The organism is Acidocella sp. C78 (assembly GCF_907164655.1).
This window is the reverse complement of record NZ_CAJQZK010000072.1, coordinates 61,350-79,964: the sequence shown is the minus strand read 5'-3', so window position 1 is coordinate 79,964 and position 18,615 is coordinate 61,350. Positions and strand designations below refer to the sequence as shown.

General features: G+C 69.1%; 14 protein-coding genes. 1 reads left to right on the top strand and 13 read right to left on the bottom strand.

What is annotated here, in order from left to right; translation table 11 throughout:
- Positions 1-26 precede the first annotated feature (26 nt).
- From ssb to ACIDOCELLA78_RS88390, 6 genes are all read right to left on the bottom strand, one after another.
- Positions 27-518 carry a single-stranded DNA-binding protein gene (gene ssb / locus ACIDOCELLA78_RS88415; protein WP_201728606.1) on the bottom strand — a complete coding sequence of 164 codons (492 nt, stop codon included), beginning with the start codon at positions 516-518 and terminating at the stop codon, positions 27-29.
- A 125-nt stretch (positions 519-643) separates the two neighbouring features.
- Positions 644-1,669, bottom strand: coding sequence for a cytochrome d ubiquinol oxidase subunit II (cydB, locus tag ACIDOCELLA78_RS88410; RefSeq protein ID WP_201728605.1), 1,026 nt, complete (start codon positions 1,667-1,669; stop codon positions 644-646).
- A 5-nt stretch (positions 1,670-1,674) separates the two neighbouring features.
- On the bottom strand, positions 1,675-3,093 hold the full coding sequence (locus ACIDOCELLA78_RS88405) for a cytochrome ubiquinol oxidase subunit I (RefSeq protein WP_201728604.1): 1,419 nt from the start codon (positions 3,091-3,093) through the stop codon (positions 1,675-1,677).
- Positions 3,090-3,728, bottom strand: coding sequence for a GbsR/MarR family transcriptional regulator (locus ACIDOCELLA78_RS88400; RefSeq protein ID WP_201728603.1), 639 nt, complete (start codon positions 3,726-3,728; stop codon positions 3,090-3,092). Before ACIDOCELLA78_RS88400 ends, ACIDOCELLA78_RS88405 begins: the two co-directional genes overlap by 4 nt.
- Positions 3,729-3,800: 72 nt before the next feature.
- Positions 3,801-4,712 (bottom strand): bestrophin family protein, encoded by a 912-nt coding sequence (locus ACIDOCELLA78_RS88395; protein WP_201728602.1) that lies wholly within the window; start codon positions 4,710-4,712, stop codon positions 3,801-3,803.
- A 50-nt stretch (positions 4,713-4,762) separates the two neighbouring features.
- A complete protein-coding gene (locus ACIDOCELLA78_RS88390; protein ID WP_201728601.1) occupies positions 4,763-5,695 on the bottom strand; it encodes a LysR family transcriptional regulator in 933 nt (310 codons plus the stop codon).
- Between the two features lie 321 nt (positions 5,696-6,016).
- On the opposite strand from ACIDOCELLA78_RS88390, the gene ACIDOCELLA78_RS88385 reads away from it, so the two are divergent.
- Positions 6,017-8,305, top strand: a complete 2,289-nt coding sequence (locus tag ACIDOCELLA78_RS88385) for an FdhF/YdeP family oxidoreductase (protein ID WP_249675749.1) — start codon at positions 6,017-6,019, stop codon at positions 8,303-8,305.
- 114 nt (positions 8,306-8,419) lie between these two features.
- Here the strand turns inward: ACIDOCELLA78_RS88385 and ACIDOCELLA78_RS88380 are convergent, their stop codons facing one another.
- From ACIDOCELLA78_RS88380 to ACIDOCELLA78_RS88350, 7 genes are all read right to left on the bottom strand, one after another.
- Positions 8,420-9,496, bottom strand: a complete 1,077-nt coding sequence (locus tag ACIDOCELLA78_RS88380) for a bifunctional 2-polyprenyl-6-hydroxyphenol methylase/3-demethylubiquinol 3-O-methyltransferase UbiG (RefSeq protein ID WP_201728600.1) — start codon at positions 9,494-9,496, stop codon at positions 8,420-8,422.
- A complete protein-coding gene (uvrA, locus tag ACIDOCELLA78_RS88375; protein WP_201728599.1) occupies positions 9,496-12,369 on the bottom strand; it encodes an excinuclease ABC subunit UvrA in 2,874 nt (957 codons plus the stop codon). The genes ACIDOCELLA78_RS88380 and uvrA overlap by 1 nt, the downstream gene beginning before the upstream one ends.
- 72 nt (positions 12,370-12,441) lie before the next feature.
- Positions 12,442-13,455: a DNA polymerase III subunit delta gene (gene holA, locus ACIDOCELLA78_RS88370; protein WP_201728598.1), complete on the bottom strand. Its 1,014-nt coding sequence runs from the start codon at positions 13,453-13,455 to the stop codon at positions 12,442-12,444.
- Between the two features lie 4 nt (positions 13,456-13,459).
- The gene (locus tag ACIDOCELLA78_RS88365) at positions 13,460-13,981 is read right to left on the bottom strand and encodes a hypothetical protein (RefSeq protein WP_201728597.1); all 522 of its coding nucleotides are present in this window, start codon (positions 13,979-13,981) and stop codon (positions 13,460-13,462) included.
- Positions 13,965-16,559, bottom strand: coding sequence for a leucine--tRNA ligase (gene leuS, locus ACIDOCELLA78_RS88360; protein ID WP_201728596.1), 2,595 nt, complete (start codon positions 16,557-16,559; stop codon positions 13,965-13,967). The genes ACIDOCELLA78_RS88365 and leuS overlap by 17 nt, the downstream gene beginning before the upstream one ends.
- A 3-nt stretch (positions 16,560-16,562) precedes the next feature.
- Complete coding sequence (locus tag ACIDOCELLA78_RS88355) at positions 16,563-17,099, bottom strand: DUF3576 domain-containing protein (RefSeq protein ID WP_374223249.1); 537 nt, start codon at positions 17,097-17,099, stop codon at positions 16,563-16,565.
- A 173-nt stretch (positions 17,100-17,272) separates the two neighbouring features.
- Positions 17,273-18,544, bottom strand: a complete 1,272-nt coding sequence (locus tag ACIDOCELLA78_RS88350) for a porin (protein ID WP_201728594.1) — start codon at positions 18,542-18,544, stop codon at positions 17,273-17,275.
- Between the last annotated feature and the right edge of the window lie 71 nt (positions 18,545-18,615).

Genomic DNA, 18,615 nt, shown 5'->3' with positions numbered 1-18,615 from the left:
ATCATCCGGCCGGGAATTAGCGTGGTTCAGAAGGGGATTTCGTCGTCGAGATCGCTGGCGCGGCCGGAATCCCAGCCGCCGCCGCGCGCGGGGCTGGAGGCGGGCGAAGCGACCGGGGCGCGCGGCGCGGGGCGGGGCATGTCATCGCCGCCGCTGGCGCCGGCACCGGCGCGGTCGAGCAGGACCAGCTCGGCGCCGATCCGGCCGAGCATCACCTCGGTCGTGTATTTCTCCTGGCCCGACTGGTCGGTCCATTTGCGGGTTTGCAGCTTGCCTTCGAGATAGATCTTGGAGCCCTTGCGCAGATAACGCTCCGCCACATCGGCCAACCGGTCGTTCATGATGACGACGCGGTGCCACTCGGTGCGCTCCTGGCGCTCGCCGCTCGCCTTGTCGTTCCAGGTTTCCGAGGTGGCCACGGCGAGATTGACGATCTTCATGCCGGATTGCGTCGTCCGCGTTTCGGGATCGCGCCCGAGATTGCCGACCAGGATTACCTTGTTCACACTACCCGCCATTGTCCAACCTTTCCGCTCCGAGACCGCGCCACGGCGTTCTGCCGCGGCGGACCATCGTATCAACACGGCTTGGCGATGCTGTCCAGCCATCCGCCCGGACCCGCAATGCGGGCCGGGCGCCGGGCTCAGTGATCGAAGGCCGCGTGATCCACCTTGCCATGGAAGACGCGGTAGGCGAAGGCGTTGTAGGCGATGATGACGGGGATCATCACCACCGCGCCGGCCAGCAGGAATTCCTGCGAGCCGACGGGGGAAGCGGCCTGCCAGATGGTCACGCCAGGCGGGATGATGTTCGGGAACAGCGAGAAGCCGAGGCCGAGAAAGCTGACCAGGAACAGGCCGAGCGCGCAGAGGAAGGCGGTGCTGTCATGCACCGCGGCGCCGCGGCGCAGGGCGCGGAACAGGAAGAAGGCGAGTGCTGCCACCGCGAGCGGGGCGAGGCCGGTGACGGCGAGGCCGGGCCAGGTGAACCAGCGCACGGCGTAGGCGTGGTCGAGCAGCGGGGTCCAGACGCTGACGGCGAGGATGCAGGCGAGCATGCCGAGGGCGAGCCGGGCGGTTTCGTGACGCATCCGCAGTTGCAGCCCGCCTTCGGTGCGCCAGACCAGCCAGGCGGCGCCGAGCAGCGCGTAGCCGCAGACCACGGCGAGGCCGGTGAACAGCGAGAAGGCGGAGACCCAGGCGAAGGGCCCGCCGGCGAACTGGCCGCCGGCGACCTTCGTGCCGTGCAGCACGGCGCCGAGGATCGCGCCCTGGCAGAAGGCGGCGATGACCGAGCCGAACCAGAACCCGTAATCCCAGTTGAGCCGGTGCCGCTCGGTATGCGCGCGGAAGCGGAACTCGAAGGCGACGCCGCGCAGGATCAGGCCGATCAGCATGGTGATCACCAGCGGATAGACCGCCGGCAGGATCACGCTGTAGGCCTCGGGGAAGGCGCCGTAGAGGCCGGAGCCGCCGAGCACGAGCCAGGTTTCGTTGCCATCCCAGACCGGGGCGATGGAGTTCACCATCACGTCGCGCTCGGTGCGGCCGCGCTCGGCCGCGAACAGGATGCCGACGCCGAGATCGAACCCGTCGAGCACGACATAGGCGAAGATCACGAAGGCCATGATGCAGCCCCAGATGATCGGCAATGTGTGGGCGTTGAGCATGGCGCCTACTCCGCCGGGCTGGGGGTTGCGGCGGGATCGTGCAGGCGGTGCGGGCCGTGGCTGCGCAGCGGCTTGTCGTCGCGCAGCGGCGGTTCGCCGATACTCGGCTCCTGCGCCATCAGGCCGAGCACGTAGCGGATGCCGACGCCGAAGACGAGCGTGTAGAGCACGATGATGACGCCGAAGGACCAGACGATCTCGCCCAGGGTGAGCGGCGAGACGCTCTGCACGGTGCGCAGCACGCCATAGACCGTCCAGGGCTGGCGGCCGGTTTCGGTGACCACCCAGCCGGCGATGATGGTGAGGAAGCCGGCCGGACCCATCGCCACCGCGAAGCGCTTGAACCAGGCGTTTTCATAGAGCCGTCCGCCGCGGCGCAGGGCCAGCGCGCCGAGGGCGAGGACCAGCATCAGCGACCACAGCCCGACCATGACCCGGAAGCCCCAGAAGGTGGGGATCAGCACCGGCCAGTCGGATTTCGGGAAGGCATCCAGCCCCTGCACCACGCCGTGCAGGTCGTGGGTGATGATGAGCGAGCCGAGATCGGGGATTTTGACGTCATACAGCAGACGGCCGAGGCTGCGGCTGGGCCAGCCGAAGAGGTGCAGCGCCTGGCCGGCGCGGGTGTGGAAGTCGCCCTCCATCGCGGCGAGTTTCAGCGGCTGGTCGGTCATCGTGGCGCGGCCGGCTTCATCGCCGACGAAGCCCTGCACCGGCACGGCGATGGTCAGCAGCCACATCGCCATCGAGAACATCAGCCGGCTGACCGGGTTCTTCGGGTTGCGCAGCAGGTGGAACGCGCCGACCGCGCCGACGGCGAGCGCCGTCGCGATGAAGGCGGCGAGCACCATGTGCAGCCACATATAGGGGAAGGTCGGGTTGAAGATGATGGCGAGCCAGTTCTTCGGCACGAAATCGCCGTTCGGGGCGATGGCGTAGCCGCGGGGCGTCTGCATCCAGGAATTCGCGGCGAGAATCCACGAGGCCGAGATCAGCGTGCCGATCGAGACCAGGGCGGTCGCCGCGAAATGCAGTTTCGGGCCGACGCGCGACATGCCGAACAGCATGATGCCGAGGAAGCCGGCCTCGAGGAAGAAGGCCGTCATCGTCTCCCAGGCGAGGAGCGGCCCGAGGATCGGCCCGACCTTTTCCGAGTAGCCCGCCCAGTTGGCGCCGACCTCGTAGGCCATCACCAGGCCGGAGACGACGCCGATCGCGAAGATGACGGCGAAAATCTTCAGCCAGTAGCGGTAGGCATCGAGATAGACCGGGCGGCCGCTGACCAGCCACATCAGTTCGAGCACCGTCAGATAGGCGGCGAGCCCGATCGAGAAGGCCGGGAACATGATGTGAAACGCGATGGTGAAACCGAACTGGGCGCGTGCGAGCACGAGCGCCAGCCCGCCGGCATGCATGCTTGTCATTCTCTGTCCGTATCGTTGTTGTCGTTGGCGTCGGCGCCGGCGAGGGCGTCGGCTTCGGTGGTCTCGGGCCGGGAGCGGCCGGCCTTGCCGCGCCCGAGCAGCGGCAGGCGGTTCTTCAGTTCCAGCAGCGCCACGACGCGGCCGCCGAGGCGGAGGAGCTGGACCAGATCCTTGTTGTCGAGCTTCTGCACGTCTTCCGACCAGCGCATCAGCAGCTCGATCAGGTCGTGCATCTCGGCGAGGCGGCGCTGGGCGAGACGGTCCGCCTCGGAGCGGGGCGGCTCCATCAGCAGGTCGCGCAGCACGGTGAGGGTGGGGTCGATCTCGCGGCGGCGGCGCTCTTCGGCCAGGGTGCGGACGATCTGCCAGATGTCGTCCGGGGTCGAGAAATGCTCGCGCCGATCACCCGGCAGGTGTTGCAGCCGCACGAGGCGCCAGGATTGCAGCTCCTTCAACCCCATCGACACGTTCGAGCGCGAGAAGCCGAGGGTTTCGGCGATCTCGTCGGCCGGCAGCGGACGGTCGGACACGTAGAGCAGCGCGTAGATCTGCCCGACCGTGCGGTTGATGCCCCAATGGCTGCCCATCTCGCCGAAATGCAGCACGAAGGCCTCGATGATGGGGGTGAGCGGCATTGCCTGAACTTTCAGAAATTTCTGAAATCCAAGTAGCCAGCGACGCGGCCATGTCAACCCGGCGGCGGGCGCTCACGACAGGACGTGATCGACCGGCAACAGCGGCGGCGGCAGTTCGGCGGCGCCGAGGGCTTCGAGCACCGCGATCTCGATCGTTCGCGCGAAAGCATTGAGCGGCAAGGCATTTTGCGAGAGGGCGAACGGCTCCTCAAGCTCGTCGCCCAGCGCGTCGAGGCCGAAAAACGCATAGCCGAGGATCACCGTGACGATGGGTGTGGCGAGGCCGAGCGTTTGCACGAAGCCGAAGGGCAGGAAGATGCAGAACAGCCATGCGGTGCGGTGCAGCAGCAGGGAATAGGTGAAGGGTGTGGGCGTCGAGCGCAGGCGTTCGCAGGCGGCCTGGATGCCGGTCATCGCGGCGATGCGCTCGGCGAGGATGCGGTAGAGCATGTCGCTCAGCCGCCCGGCGGCGACGAGGCCGGCAAGCTCGGCGGAGAGACGGCGCAGCGCCGCATCCGGCCGGTTGCGCTGGCCGGCGATCCAGGCGCGCTCGGCCGGGGCGAGCCAGTCCTGCCAATCCGCCCCCGAACTCCCGCGCAGATGGTCGCGCAGCAGGTGGGCGAAGGCGGCGATGCGGCCGCCGAGGCGCTGGGCGAGCGCCGGATCATCCGGCAGGAGCGCGGTGATTTCGCGGATCAGGGCGCGCGACTCGGCGATCAGCAGCCCCCATTGCTGCCGCCCTTCCCACCAGCGGTCGTAACAGGCGCTGTTGCGGAAGCCGAGAAAGATCGACAGGCCGAGGCCGAGCAGGGTGAAGGGCACGGTGGCCAGCGGCCAGTCCGGCAGCTTGTGCGTGGCGTGGACGAGGGTGACGCCGAGGGAGAGCAGCAAGAGCGCCAGCAGCCTGGGGGCGACGCGCTGCAGGATCGAGCCGCGCAGCGTGGTCAGCAGGGTCAGCGTGGTGGCACGGTCGCGCACGATCATGGCTTGTCTTTCGCGGGCATGTTTGTCTCGGGTGGGGCGGGCGGGCCGGGTCAGCCGGCCTCGGCATCCCAATAAGGCGGGCGGCCGAATTTCGCCTCGATGAAGTCGAGGAAGGCGCGCACCTTGGGGGAAATGCGGGCATGCGGCGGATAGATGCCATAGATGCCGCCGGGGCGGGTCGAGATCATCGCGAACCAGTCGGGCAGCAGGCGGACCAGCCGGCCGCGGGCGATATCCTCGCCGACCAGCCAGACCGGCAGCAGGGCGATGCCGACGCCGGCCAGCGCGGCATCGAGCAGCGCCTCGGAATCGTCGGAGCGGAGGATGCCGGCGATCGGCACCTCCTCCTCCGGCTCGCCCGCCTCGGCGCCGCGACGGAAGAACCAGCGGTCGGTCGGTTGCAGCGTGTAGATCAGCGCGTTGTGGCGCAGCAGGTCGCGCGGGGCGGCGAGCGGCGGGGCGGCGGCGAGGTAGGACGGGCTCGCGCAGACGACGCGGCGATGACCGGCGAGCTTGCGGGCGATGAGTGTCGAGTCGATCAGCGGGCCGATGCGGATGGCGAGGTCGGCGCCGCTGGCCAGCAGGTCCATCCGCACATCGGTGAAGGAGAGTTCGAGCCTGAGGCCGGGATAGAGCTTCAGGAAGTCGGGGATGAAGGGCACGACATGGCGGCGGCCGAAGGCGCCGGGCAGGTTGAGCCGCAGCAGGCCCTGCGGCCGCGCCTGCAACGCCGCGACCGAATCGCGCGCCTCGTCGAGATTGCGGAGGATGGCCTGCACCTGGGCGTAGAACTGCTCGCCCGGCTCGGTGAGGTGGAGGCGGCGGGTCGAGCGATGGAACAGGGCGACGCCGAGATCGGCCTCAAGCCCGGCGACGGCGCGCGAGACGGTCGAGACTTTCGCGCCCTGCGCCTCGGCCGCCTTCGAGAAACTGCCAAGCTCGACCGCGCGGCCGAACAGGCGCAAGGCTCCCAGGTAATCCACGTTGCAACCTCCGGCGCGGGGCGACGCCCTGCAGCAGACGCCGATCAGGCGTGATGTCGGCCTTGCGCCGCCGCGCCGCAAGAGGGGCTGCGCGCCCTGCCCCGCGCTGCACAAATGTTTTGCCGCCAGAGGGGTTGCGGCGCGAGGCGCGCGGGCTCACGTGCGAGGCGCGCAGGGCGTCCCGGGCCGGCGCGACCAGACCACGGCATCACCCGCGCGGATGTAAACATCCGGCGCGGTAACGTTGCCTTAATGAACACCATCATAGAGACCAGGGCCGGTCCGGGTGGACCGGATGGCGCTCTAGCGGAGATGCAGCCCATGACCACGCGACGTCGCATCGTGCCCGATCACAACCTGAAGGGCATCCGGCCCTATGGCGCGCCCGCCGGCGGCTGGGGCGCGCTGCGCGCCACCGCCAAGGCGATCCGCACCCAGATGGATGCCGGCGACGCCGCCCGCCTGCTGCTGCGCACCAACAAGCCCACCGGGTTCGACTGCCCCGGCTGCGCCTGGCCGGACAAGGAACATACCTCGACCTTCCAGTTCTGCGAGAACGGCGCCAAGGCGGTGACCTGGGAAGCGACGCGCAAGCGCGTCGGCCCCGATTTCTTCGCCGCCCATACGGTGAGCGAGCTGCTCGGCTGGTCGGACCACGCGCTGGAGGATGCCGGGCGGCTGACCCACCCGCTGGCCTATGATCACGCGAGCGACACCTATCGCGAGATCGGCTGGGACGACGCCTTCGCCCGCATCGGCGCGGTGCTGCGCGCCCTGCCCGACCCCAACATGGTGGAGTTCTACACCTCCGGCCGCGCCTCGAACGAGGCGGCGTTTCTCTATCAGTTGTTCGCCCGCGAATATGGCACCAACAATTTCCCCGACTGCTCGAACATGTGCCACGAGGCGACCAGCGTGGGGCTGCCGCAGTCGATCGGGTTCGGCAAGGGCACCGTCTCGCTCGATGATTTCGACCATTGCGACCTGATCATCGCGATGGGGCACAACCCCGGCACCAACCATCCGCGGATGATGGGCACGCTGCACGAGGTGGCGCGGCGCGGGGTGCCGATCATCGTGTTCAACCCGATGCGCGAGCGGGCGCTGGAGCGCTTCGCCGATCCGCAGAACGCGGTGGAGATGGCGACGATGGGGGCGACGCCGATCGCCTCGACCTATCTCAAGGTGCGGGTCGGCGGCGATGCCGCCGCACTCTCGGGCATCATGAAGGCGCTGCTCGAACGCGACGCCGAGGCGGGGCCGGAGGCCGGCATCATCGACCGCGACTTCATCGCAGCACACACCAACGGGTTCGAGGACCTCGCCGCCGACCTGCGCGCGACGCCGTGGGACCGGATCGAGGCGGCGAGCGGGCTGTCGCGCGCCGACCTCGCCACCGTGGCGGAGCATTACGCGCGGGCGAAATCGACCATCGTCACCTATGGCATGGGCATCACCCAGCACTCGACCGGCACGCAGAATGTGCGGCAGATCGCCAACCTGCTGCTGCTGCGCGGCAATTTCGGCCGGCCGGGCGCGGGGATCTGCCCGCTGCGGGGGCATTCCAACGTGCAGGGCGACCGCACCGTGGGGATTACCGAGAAGCCGGGCGAGGCGATGCTGGAGCGGATCGCGCAGCGCTTCGGCTTCACCCCGCCGCGCGCCCACGGGCATGACGCGGTCGCGGCGATGGAGGCGATGCTGCGCGGCGACTCCCGCGCGCTGCTGGCCCTCGGCGGCAATCTCGCCATCGCCATGCCGGACACGGAGAATTGCGCGGCGGCGATGCGGCGGCTCGATCTGGCGGTGCATGTCGCCACCAAGCTCAACCGCTCGCACCTGCTGATCGGCCGGGAATCGATCATCTTGCCCTGCCTCGGCCGGACCGAGGAGGACATCCAGGAGAGCGGGCCGCAGGCGATCACCGTCGAGGATTCGATGTCGATGGTGCATGCCTCGGCCGGCAGGCTCGCGCCGGCCTCGCCGCTGCTGCGCTCGGAGCCGGCGATCGTCGCCGGGATGGCGATGGCCACCCTGCCCCGCAGCACCGTGCCGTGGCGCGAGATGGTGGCCGATTACAGCCTGATCCGCGACGCGATCGAGGCGGTGTTCCCCGATTTCGCCGATTTCAACGCGCGGGTGGCCGTGCCGGGCGGCTTCCGCCTGCCGATCCCGCCGGCCGAGCGGGTGTGGCGCACCGAATCGGGCCGCGCCGAGTTCATGCCGCCGGGCGGCGCCGGCGCGGAACAGGGGACCCTGCTGCTGACCACGATCCGCAGCCATGACCAGTACAACACCACGATCTACGGGATGGATGACCGCTATCGCGGCGTGTTCGGCCGGCGCGACGTCGTGTTCATGAACCGCGCTGACATGGAGCGGCTCGGCATCGAGCATGGCGGGCGCATCGACGTTGCCCATGCCGAGGACGGGGCGCATCGCCTCGCCGGGTTCACCGCCATCGAATACGACATCGCGGAAGGCTCGGTCGCGGCTTATTACCCTGAGGCCAACGTGCTGATGCCGCTGGCCCGACATGACCGGCAGAGCGGCACGCCGACTTACAAATCGGTGCCGGTGACGGTGGCGCCGGGCGCGGCCGGGGCATAGAGCATCATCCGATCAGATGGTGTTCGTCTGATCGGATAAAGATGCTCTGATTATAAATATCATAGAGCATCATCCGATCAGATGGTGTTCGTCTGATCGGATGCGTCTCTCGACTCAACCGCGGTTCGGATAGGCGCGGCTGCGCGCGGCGAGGGTTTCGATCGTCGCGGTATCGGGCGCGTCGTCGGGGATTTCGGCGACCTTGCGGGCCAGCACCCAGGTGCCGACAAAACCGTGATGGCGGGTCAGTTCCATGTCGGCAAGGCCGCGGCCGGGGAACAGCCGCACCAGGTTCGCCGGGTTGCGCATGCCGACATCGACGATCTCGAAGCCGCGCGCCGGGCCGAACAGGATGCGCATCGCCTCGTCCGAATAGCGCCAGAAATCGTTCGGCGTCTCGTGCAGCGGGAAGGTGTGGTGGGTGATGTGGAAGGTCAGGCCGCCCTGGCTGAGCGCGCGGTTGATTTCGGCGGCGACGCGCCAGGGCTCGGCGATGTGTTCCATCACCGCGATCGAGAAGATCCCCTCGAAGGCGGCCCTGCCGGTGGCGGCGGAGAGGGTGTGCGCATCCGCCACCAGGTCGACGCCGGGGGCGGGGTGGATGTCGCAGCCGACATAATGGCAGTCGGGCGCGAATTCGCCGATCCGCGCATAGCTCTCGGGGCCGACGATGCGGGCGCCGATTTCCAGCACCCGGCCGCGCCGCTGGCGCATTTCGTCGATGAAGGGCTGGATCACGCGGCGCGACGGCGGCGGCGGCAGCAGCGGCGGCGGCGCGAGCGGGAGGGAGATTGTGCCGGCATCGGTCTCGATGTCGAGGCAGGCGGGCTGGAAGGGCGGGGTTTCGAGATAGAGGGCGAAGCCGCTATCGGCGATGTCGGGGTAGTGGGACTGCACATCCGGGCGGGGCGCGGGCGGCACCGGATCGGTCCGGCGGTCGCCCACGCGAAGGGAGAGCGCGCGCACCTTCACCGCGTGGGCGTGAACCCAGCCGCAGACATGGACGCCATAGGCGTCGCACCAGAAATGCTCGACCGCGTGGACGAGCGGGAGGGATGGCGCGGGCGGCGGGCGCAGGGTGGCAAGCTCGGATTCCAGTGCCGCGACGCGGTTGTGCAGCGCGCCCTCGCGCGCGGCGATGCGCGCCAGCGGCGGCAGGCGCAGCAATGTTTGCTTCCAGGCCGGCAGCATCAGGCGACCTTGCGGCGGCGACCGGGGGTTCGCGCCGCCGGCTTCGGCAGCAGGGGCGCGAGGAAGCGGGCGGTGTGCGAGCGGGCGACGCCCACGACATCCTCGGGCGTGCCGGCGGCGACGATCTCGCCGCCGCCATCGCCGCCCTCGGGGCCGAGATCGATGATCCAGTCGGCGGTCTTGATGACCTCCAGATTGTGCTCGATGACGATCACGGTGTTGCCGGCATCGACCAGCGCATGGAGGACCTCCAGCAGTTTCCTGACATCCTCAAAGTGCAGTCCTGTTGTCGGCTCGTCAAGAATATAGAGGGTGCGGCCGGTGGCGCGGCGGGCGAGTTCCTTGGCGAGCTTGATGCGCTGCGCCTCGCCGCCGGAAAGGGTGGTCGCGGCCTGGCCGAGCTTGATGTAGCCGAGGCCGACCTTGCCGAGCAGTTCGAGCCGGTCGCGGATGCGGGGCTGGGCGGAGAAATAGCCCATCGCCTCGTCGACATTCATGTCGAGCACATCGGCGATCGACTTGTCGCGGAAGCGGATTTCCAGCGTTTCGCGATTGTAACGTTTTCCCTTGCAGGTGTCGCAGGTGACGAAGACGTCGGGCAGGAAGTGCATCTCGATCTTGAGCACGCCGTCGCCCTGGCAGGCCTCGCAGCGGCCGCCCTTGACGTTGAAGGAGAATCGGCCGGATTTGTAGCCGCGGGCGCGGCTTTCGGGCAGTTCGGCGAACCAGTCGCGGATCGGGGCGAAGAGATCGGTGTAGGTCGCCGGGTTGGAGCGCGGGGTGCGGCCGATCGGCGACTGGTCGATCTCGATGATCTTGTCGAGCAGGTCGAGCCCGTCGAGCCGGTCGAACGGCGCGGGCACCTGGCCCGAGCCCATCAGGCGGCGGGAGACGGCCTTGTAGAGCGTGTCGATCACCAGGGTGGACTTGCCGCCGCCGGAGACGCCGGTGATGGCGGTGAACACGCCGAGGGGGAATTCGCCGGTGACGGTCTTGAGATTGTTGCCGCGCGCGCCGACGAGTTTGAGCATCCGCGCGGGATCGACCGGCCGGCGCCGCGCGGGCACCGCGATGGCGCGGCGGCCGGAGAGATAGTCGCCGGTGAGCGAGCGGGGATTGGCCGCGATGTCCGCCACCGTGCCCTCGGCGATCAGTTCGCCGCCATGCACGCCGGCGCGCGGGCCGATATCGATCACGTGATCGGCGCTGCGGATCGCGTCCTCGTCATGCTCGACGACGAGGACCGTGTTGCCGAGATCGCGCAACCGGCGGAGCGTGCCCAATAACCGCTCGTTATCGCGCTGGTGCAGGCCGATCGAGGGTTCGTCGAGAACATAGAGCACGCCGGTCAGGCCGGAGCCGATCTGGCTGGCGAGGCGGATGCGCTGGCTCTCGCCGCCCGAGAGCGTGGCCGAGCCGCGGGCAAGCGAAAGATAGTCGAGCCCGACATCGACGAGGAATTGCAGCCGCTCGTTGATCTCGCGGAGGATGCGGCGGGCGATGTCCTGGCGCTGCGGGGTCAGCGTGTCGAGCACGGTGGCGAACCAGTCGCGCGCGTCGCGGATCGAGAGATCCGAGGCCTCGGCGATGTTTTTCGTGGCGATGCGGACGGCCAGCGCCTCGTCGCGCAGGCGCGCGCCGTGGCAGCGCCGGCAGGGCCGCTCGGCCTGGTAGCGCGCCAGCTCCTCGCGCACCCAGACGCTGTCGGTCTCGCGCATGCGGCGTTCGAGGTTGCGCACCACCCCCTCGAACGGGCGGGAGACGGCGTAGGCGCGCACGCCATCCTTGTAGGAGAATTCGATTTCGGTGGCACCGGCGCCGAACAGGATCGCCTCGCGCACGGTTTCGGGCAGCTCTTCCCAGGGCGTGGTCAGCTTCACCCGGAAATGCTTCGCGAGGCTGGCCAGCGTCTGTTCGTAGTAAGGCGACTGCGCGTTGGCCCAGGGGGCGATGGCCTGCCCGGCGAGGGGGCGGCGCTCGTCGGGCACGATCAGCGCGGGGTCGAACACGGTTTCGGTGCCGAGGCCGGCGCATTCGGGGCAGGCGCCGTGCGGCGAGTTGAAGCTGAACAGGCGCGGCTCGATCTCCTCGATGGTGAAGCCGGAGACCGGGCAGGCGAAGCGGGCGGAGAACACCGTGCGCTCCCCGGTGTCGGCGGTCTCGGCATAGGCGATGCCATCCGAGAGGGCGAGCGCGGTTTCGAAGGAATCGGCGAGGCGCTGTTCCGCGCCCTCGCGCACGACGATGCGGTCCACCACCGCCTCGATCTCGTGCTTGATCTTCTTGTTGAGCGCCGGCACCTCGGCGATTTCGTGGAGCTTGCCGTCGACCTTCACGCGGGTGAAGCCGCGGCGCTGCAATTCGGCGAGTTCCTTGCGGTATTCGCCCTTGCGGTCGCGCACCACCGGGGCGAGCAGCAGCAGGCGGGTGCCGGGCGGCATCGCCATCACCCGGTCGACCATCTGGCTCACCGTCTGCGCCTCGATCGGCAGGCCGGTGGCCGGCGAATAGGGCACGCCGGCGCGGGCCCAGAGCAGGCGCATGTAGTCGTGGATTTCGGTGACGGTGCCGACGGTGGAGCGCGGGTTGCGCGAGGTGGTTTTCTGCTCGATCGAGATCGCCGGGGAAAGTCCCTCGATACTGTCGACATCCGGCTTGCCCATCAGTTCGAGGAACTGCCGCGCATAGGCGGACAGGCTCTCGACATAGCGGCGCTGGCCCTCGGCGTAGATCGTGTCGAAGGCGAGCGAGGATTTGCCGGAGCCGGACAGGCCGGTGATCACGGTGAGCTGGTCACGCGGGATGCGGACGTCGATATTCTTGAGATTGTGCTCGCGCGCACCGCGCACGGTGATGTAGCCCGACCCTGCCATGAACCGCCTCTGAGACCCCGTTTGTGTTGCCGGATATGGCCCCGCCGGCGCGGGCTGGAAAGAGGCGATCGATCAGGATGACGCCCCGCGCGCGGCGCGCTGGGCGAGGCCGAGCAGCGTCTGCCGGGCGATCAGCTCGGGCATCGCGCCGGTGCGCTTGCAATCGGCCTCGGCGCGCAGGACGCGCTCGATCGCGGCCATGATGGCGGGCTCGCGCCAGCGGGCGGCGGCGGCGAGGGCGGCCGGCTGGCGCTTGAAGAAGACCGGCGGGCGGCGGGCGGCGAGCGCATCGCGCGGGCTGGCGCCGCGGCCGATCGCCTCGGCGACGAGGCGCAGCGCCGCAAGCTCGGAGAGCAGCACCCGCATCACCGCGACCGGCGCGGCCCCTTCCTCGAGGGCGAGGCCGATCGCATGGTCGGCGGCGGCGATGTTGCCGGCGAGCGCCGCATCGATCGCATCCTGCATCGAGGCTGAGCCCTGATCGTCCAGCACCGCCTCGACCGCGGCGAGATCGACCGCGCCGCCCGGCCCGGCATAGAGGGCGAGCCGCTCGGCGGCGTCGCGCAGCGCGCCGGTTTCGCCGCCGAGCCGGCTGGCGGCGAGCGCCAGCGCCTCGCGGCCGATGCCCACACCGGCGGCGCGCAAGGCGGCTTCCAGCGCCGGGCCGCGCGCCGCCCCCTCCGGCGGGTAGCAGGCGATGGCGGCGGCTTCGGGGTGTTTTTCGGCGAGCGCGCGCAGCTTCGAGCGGGCGGCGAGATCGGCCGCCATGCCGATCACCAGCGCATCCCCCCTGCCCTCCAGCGCCGCCTCGACGATCGGGGCCTGACGGTCGGCCGCATCGCGCAGCAGCACCACGCGGCGGCCGCCGCCGAAAGCCTGCGCTCCGGCCTCTTCGGGCAGGCGCTCGGCGGTGTCGGCATCGAGTTCGGTGAGGCGGAACGGATCGTCGAGCGCGCCGGCGACACGTTTCGCAAGGCGCCGCGCCCGCTCGGCGACGAGCGAGGTGTCGGGACCATAGACGAGGACGAAGCGCGCCGCACCGGGATCGGCCAGAAACCGCTCGACGTTGCGGGCGTCGATCTTCAAGCGCCTAGCCCCGGTCGGGGTGATTGCGGAAATAGGCGGCGAGCTGTTCGGTGATCTGCCGGGCGAGGCGCTGGGCGAAGTGGTGGCGCAGCACGCCCTGGTCGAGGGTGGCGGCGAAGTTCTGGTTGTCGATGATGTTGAGCGCGTCCATCGCCTGGGCGGAGCCGCGGGCGATCACCCTGGCGCGGTTGCCTTCCGCCGTCAGCACCCAGCGCGCCGAGGCGATATAGCGGTTGCGGGTGTTGGAGCTGTCGGGCTGGACGCCGATCGGCTGGCCGTACCAACCGCCATAGCTGACCTTGAGGTGGTAGCGGTAGAAGCCGGGCGCGCCGGCGCGCTGGAGATCGGCCTCCAGCGCCTGACGGAGGAGCTGGCCCTGGCGGTCCGGCAGGAGGCCGACATCGATCTGGTCGAGCTGGGCGGAGACCGCGGCGCCGGCGGGGCCGCCGCCGTAGAGCGGGCGGAAGCCGCAGCCGGCGAGCGCGAGCAGCCCGGCGAAGGCCAGGATTTTAGGGCCGGACGACAAAGTTCACGATCCGGTCGGGCACGTGGATGCGCTTGACGATGGTCGCGCCCGCCAGCAGTTGCGCGATTCGCGGCTCGGCCAGCGCCTGCGCGATGGCGGTTTCGGCATCCGCCCCCGGCGGCAGCTCGATCGTGCCGCGCAGCTTGCCCATGATCTGCACCGCCAGCGTCACCGAATCGCGCTTGAGCAGGTCGGGGTCGGCCACCGGCCAGGGCTGGTTGACGACCAGCCCGGCCTCCGGCGCGACCAGCGCGTTCGCCTCCTCGGCGACATGCGGGATGATCGGGGCGGCGAGGCGGATCAGCGCCGACATCGCCTCGCGCCGCGCCGCCGCAAGGCCGGGGGCGGTGCGGCCCTCGGACTCGGCGATGGCGTTGGCCAGCTCGTAGAGCCGGGCGATGGCGACGTTGAAGGCGAAGCCGTCGATCGCCTCGGTCACCGCGGCGATGGTGCGATGCGTCGCCTGGCGCAGCGTGCGGGCCGCGCCCTCGGCGCGTTCCAGCGCCACGTCGTCCGCCCGGTCGGCGGCGACGCTGCGGGCGAGGCGATACAGACGCTGGACATAGCGGAACGCACCCTGGGCGCCGGCCTCGGTCCATTCCACGTCGCGCTCGGGCGGATTGTCCGACAGGACGAACCAGCGCGCGGTGTCGGCGCCGAAACGGGCGATGACGGCCGAGGGATCGACCGTGTTGCGCTTCGATTTCGACATTTTTTCGATCGGGCCGACAATGACCTTGCGGCCATCGAGCGTCGTCGCGTGGTCGGCGTGGCGGATCACCTCCTCGGGGTAGAGCCACTTGCCGTCTTCGGTGCGGTAGCTCTCATGCGTCAGCATGCCCTGGGTGAACAGGCCGGCGAAGGGCTCGGCGACGCCGACCTGGCCGAGCCGGTGCATCGCCCGGGTGAAGAAGCGGGCGTAGAGCAGGTGCAGGATCGCGTGCTCGATGCCGCCGATATAGTGATCGACCGGCATCCAGTGCGAGGTCGCCGCCGGATCGGCCGGCACGGGCGCGTGCGGCGCGCAGAAGCGGGCGAAATACCACGAGGAATCGACGAATGTGTCGAACGTGTCGGTCTCGCGCTGGGCGGCGGCGCCGCATTGCGGGCAGGCGACGTGTTTCCAGCTCGGGTGATGGTCGAGCGCGTTGCCCGGCCGGTCGAACGGGAGATCCTCCGGCAGGCGCACCGGCAGGTGCTTTTCCGGCACGGGAACGGTGCCGCAGACCTCGCAATGGATCATCGGGATCGGGCAGCCCCAGGCGCGCTGGCGGGAGACGCCCCAGTCGCGCAGGCGCCAGTTGACCACGCCCTTGCCGGCGCCGCGCGCCTCAAGCTCGGCGATGGCGCGGGATTTCGCCGCCGTGACGGCGAGACCGTCGAGAAAGCCGGAATTGACGATCGCGCCATCGCCGGTGAAGGCGACATCGCCCACCGCCATGCCGGGATCATCCTTGGGTGCTACGACGACGGTAACGTCCAGCCCGTATTTGCGGGCGAAATCGAGGTCGCGCTGGTCGTGCGCGGGGCAGCCGAAAATCGCCCCGGTGCCGTAATCCATCAGCACGAAATTCGCGATCCAGACCGGGTGGGTGCGCGCGGGGTCGAACGGGTGGACGACGCGCAGGCCGGTATCGAAGCCGCGCTTCTCGGCCGCCTCGATCGCGGCTTCGGAGGTGCCCGCACTCTGGCAGGCGGCGATGAAGGCGGCGGCCTCGGGATTGGTGGCGGCGATGGCGGCGGCGAGCGGATGATCCGGCGCGAGGGCGACGAAGCTCATGCCGAACAGCGTGTCCGGCCGGGTGGAGTAGACCGGCACGCTCTCGATCCCGGCGCAGGGTTCCGTCAGGCGGATCGAGAATTCCGCGCCTTCGGAGCGGCCGATCCAGTTGCGCTGCATGGTGCGCACCCGCTCGGGCCAGTTCTCCAGCGTGTCGAGCCCGGCGAGCAGGTCGTCCGCGAAGTCGGTGATGCGGAAGAACCATTGGCGCAGCTTGCGCTTTTCCACCAGCGCGCCGGATTTCCAGCCCCGCCCGTCGATCACCTGCTCATTGGCGAGGACGGTCATGTCCACCGGGTCCCAGTTCACCGCCGATTCGCGGCGATAGGCGAGGCCGGCGCGCCAGAGATCGAGGAACAGCTTCTGCTGGTGGCCGTAATATTCAGGGTCGCAGGTGGCGAATTCGCGCGACCAGTCGACCGAGAGGCCGACGCGCTTGAGATCGGCCTTCATCGCCGCGATGTTGTCGCGGGTCCATTTGGCGGGATCGACATTGCGCTCGCGCGCCGCGTTCTCGGCCGGCAGGCCGAACGCGTCCCACCCCATCGGGTGGAGAACGTCGTAGCCCTGGGCGCGGCGGGCGCGGGCGATCACGTCGCCGATCGCGTAGTTGCGGACATGGCCCATGTGGATTTTCCCCGACGGATAGGGGAACATTTCCAGCACGTAGCATTTGCGTCGGCCGCCCTGCGGGGCGTCGGCGGTGGTGAAGCTGTTCCGCGCCTCCCATTCGGCCTGCCAGCGCGCCTCGGCGGCGGAAAAATCGTAGGCGCCGGACTCGTGCGTGGTCTGGTCCATCGATCAGCCGTTCAGCTGGCCGGCGGCCTTGAGCTGGGCGGCGCGGGCGAGGATGCGGTCCTCGATGCCGCTGGCGACCGCCGGGTCCACCGGCTGATCGACCCAGGCGCCGCCGCTGCGGCCCTGCTCGAACACCGAGACCTTGAGGTTGTTGGCGGCGAGGGTGGTGCCGAGCACGTAGGCGGTGACCTTGAAGCGCTGGCCGGTGGTGCCGGGCGGGGAATACCAGTCGGAGATGATGACGCCGGCGAAGGGATCGGCCGAGGCGAGCGGCATGAAGCTCAGCGTGTCGAGCGAGGCGCGCCAGAGATAGGCATTGACCGCAACACCGGTCTGCCCGGCCGGGCTCTTGCCGCCGAGGCTGAACAGCGAGCCGAGGCCGCCGCCATTGCCGCTCGACGCCATTGCCTGGGGCACCCGGTAGGACTGCATGCTCGGCAGGTTGGGCTGCTGCGCGTTGCTGCACGCCACGAGCGCCAGGGCGGAGGCCAGCGACGCGGCTTTCAGGGCGGTCCGCAGGAAATGGTTCGGGCAGGTCATGTCTGGAAAGCGCACATTCGTCTCCGCAGTTCGGACCGGAGGATCCGGCCGGCAACGATGGTCTTTAACCCTGCGGCGCGGCCGCGCCAAGGGCTGGGCGGCGCTGGGGGCCGGGCAAAAGAAAAGGGCGGCGGATCGCTCCGCCGCCCCATCTGAACACCTTGCGGGTCAGATTACCACTTCAGAGCGGCACCGAGGCTGATCGCCTGGGACTGCACGTTGTTCTTCAGAGCCGTCGTGCTGTTCGACGCGAAGGTGTAGCCAGCCTGGTGACGGTGACCATAGAGGTAGGTCGCATACAGGCCGAGGTTCTTGCTGAGCGCGTAGTTGGCGCCGACGGCAACACCGTAGTCGGTCTCGGTGCGGCCGAGGCCGGAGCCCATCGTGTAGGCGCCAGCGGACTGGTTGTTGAAGTAGTAGGCGCCGACCGTGTAGGGGCCCATGTCGTAGATGCCAGTCACTTCATAGAAGGTCAGGTCGCGCTGGCCGGCCATCAGGAAGTGCATGCCGTTGTTGACCTGGCCGGACTTCGCGTTCACGCCGAGGGTGAAGCCGGCATACTTGACCTGGCCGGACAGTTCGTTGATGCCCATCGACTTGTAGTTCAAGCCGAGACCGGTGCTGTTGCCGATCGGCGCGGCGTGCAGGTAGTCATACGCGAGGGTGACGCCGACGCCGTTGAACTCGCCGGAGTATTCGATGCCGCCGGTGACGGTGTTCTTGCGGCGGGAAGCATCGCCAGCAGCGCTCGCCAGCGTGGCGCAGTTGGTGCTGCCGATGGCGCAAATCTCGCCCTGCTTGAAGCCGTTCGAGTTCGGCTCATAGTCGAAGCCGGCCTGGAAGCCCGCCATCTTCGGCGAGATATAGACGATCTTGTTGGTGGTGTAGAGCGCGCCGGTCGAGGTGAAGAGGCCCGAGGGAGCGTCCGGCGAGGGAACGGCGGCGCCGACGCCACCATCGGAGTTCCACAGGTTGCCGTCACCGAAATTGTAGTATTCGCCGGTGGAGAGCAGCCACCAGATGCCGTCGGTCTGGCCGAAGCGGACGAAGCCGGTCTGCGGCGTGCCAACATAGGCGAAGGCGCGACGGATCGCGAGGCCGGTCAGGCTGCCGCTGGCGCTGTTCTCGACGATACCGGTGCCGGCATTGCTGTAGGCCGTGCGCAGCTCGATGTGCGCGCCGTACTGGATGCCGTTCTCGGTGGTGCCGTCGAAGCCCGGATACAGGCGGATGAAGCCGGACATGCCGACCGGGTTCAGCTTGGTGCCGCCCTGGACGCTGTCGCCGGAGGCGCCGATCATGTTGATCTGGTCGTTGATCAGGCCGTTGAGATAGACGTGGATCGAGCCCGGGGCCGGAGCCTTGGCAGCCTGGGCGTGGGCGGCGCCGGACGCCGCGACCATCAAGCCGAGCGACGCGGCAGACGCCAGAAGATACTTGCGCATTCAAACCTCCATTGTGCCGGCGAAACCGGCGTGAACCCTGCGCCGCCTGTGCCGTATCAGAAACCGGGATT

Bases quoted from the DNA above. Each gene is read 5' to 3' on its own strand.
- ssb (WP_201728606.1), bottom strand. From the start codon at position 518: ATGGCGGGTAGTGTGAACAAGGTAATCCTGGTCGGCAATCTCGGGCGC.
- cydB (WP_201728605.1), bottom strand. From the start codon at position 1,669: ATGCTCAACGCCCACACATTGCCGATCATCTGGGGCTGCATCATGGCC.
- ACIDOCELLA78_RS88405 (WP_201728604.1), bottom strand. From the start codon at position 3,093: ATGACAAGCATGCATGCCGGCGGGCTGGCGCTCGTGCTCGCACGCGCC.
- ACIDOCELLA78_RS88400 (WP_201728603.1), bottom strand. From the start codon at position 3,728: ATGCCGCTCACCCCCATCATCGAGGCCTTCGTGCTGCATTTCGGCGAG.
- ACIDOCELLA78_RS88395 (WP_201728602.1), bottom strand. From the start codon at position 4,712: ATGATCGTGCGCGACCGTGCCACCACGCTGACCCTGCTGACCACGCTG.
- ACIDOCELLA78_RS88385 (WP_249675749.1), top strand. From the start codon at position 6,017: ATGACCACGCGACGTCGCATCGTGCCCGATCACAACCTGAAGGGCATC.
- ACIDOCELLA78_RS88380 (WP_201728600.1), bottom strand. From the start codon at position 9,496: ATGCTGCCGGCCTGGAAGCAAACATTGCTGCGCCTGCCGCCGCTGGCG.
- uvrA (WP_201728599.1), bottom strand. From the start codon at position 12,369: ATGGCAGGGTCGGGCTACATCACCGTGCGCGGTGCGCGCGAGCACAAT.
- leuS (WP_201728596.1), bottom strand. From the start codon at position 16,559: ATGGACCAGACCACGCACGAGTCCGGCGCCTACGATTTTTCCGCCGCC.
- ACIDOCELLA78_RS88355 (WP_374223249.1), bottom strand. From the start codon at position 17,099: ATGACCTGCCCGAACCATTTCCTGCGGACCGCCCTGAAAGCCGCGTCG.
- ACIDOCELLA78_RS88350 (WP_201728594.1), bottom strand. From the start codon at position 18,544: ATGCGCAAGTATCTTCTGGCGTCTGCCGCGTCGCTCGGCTTGATGGTC.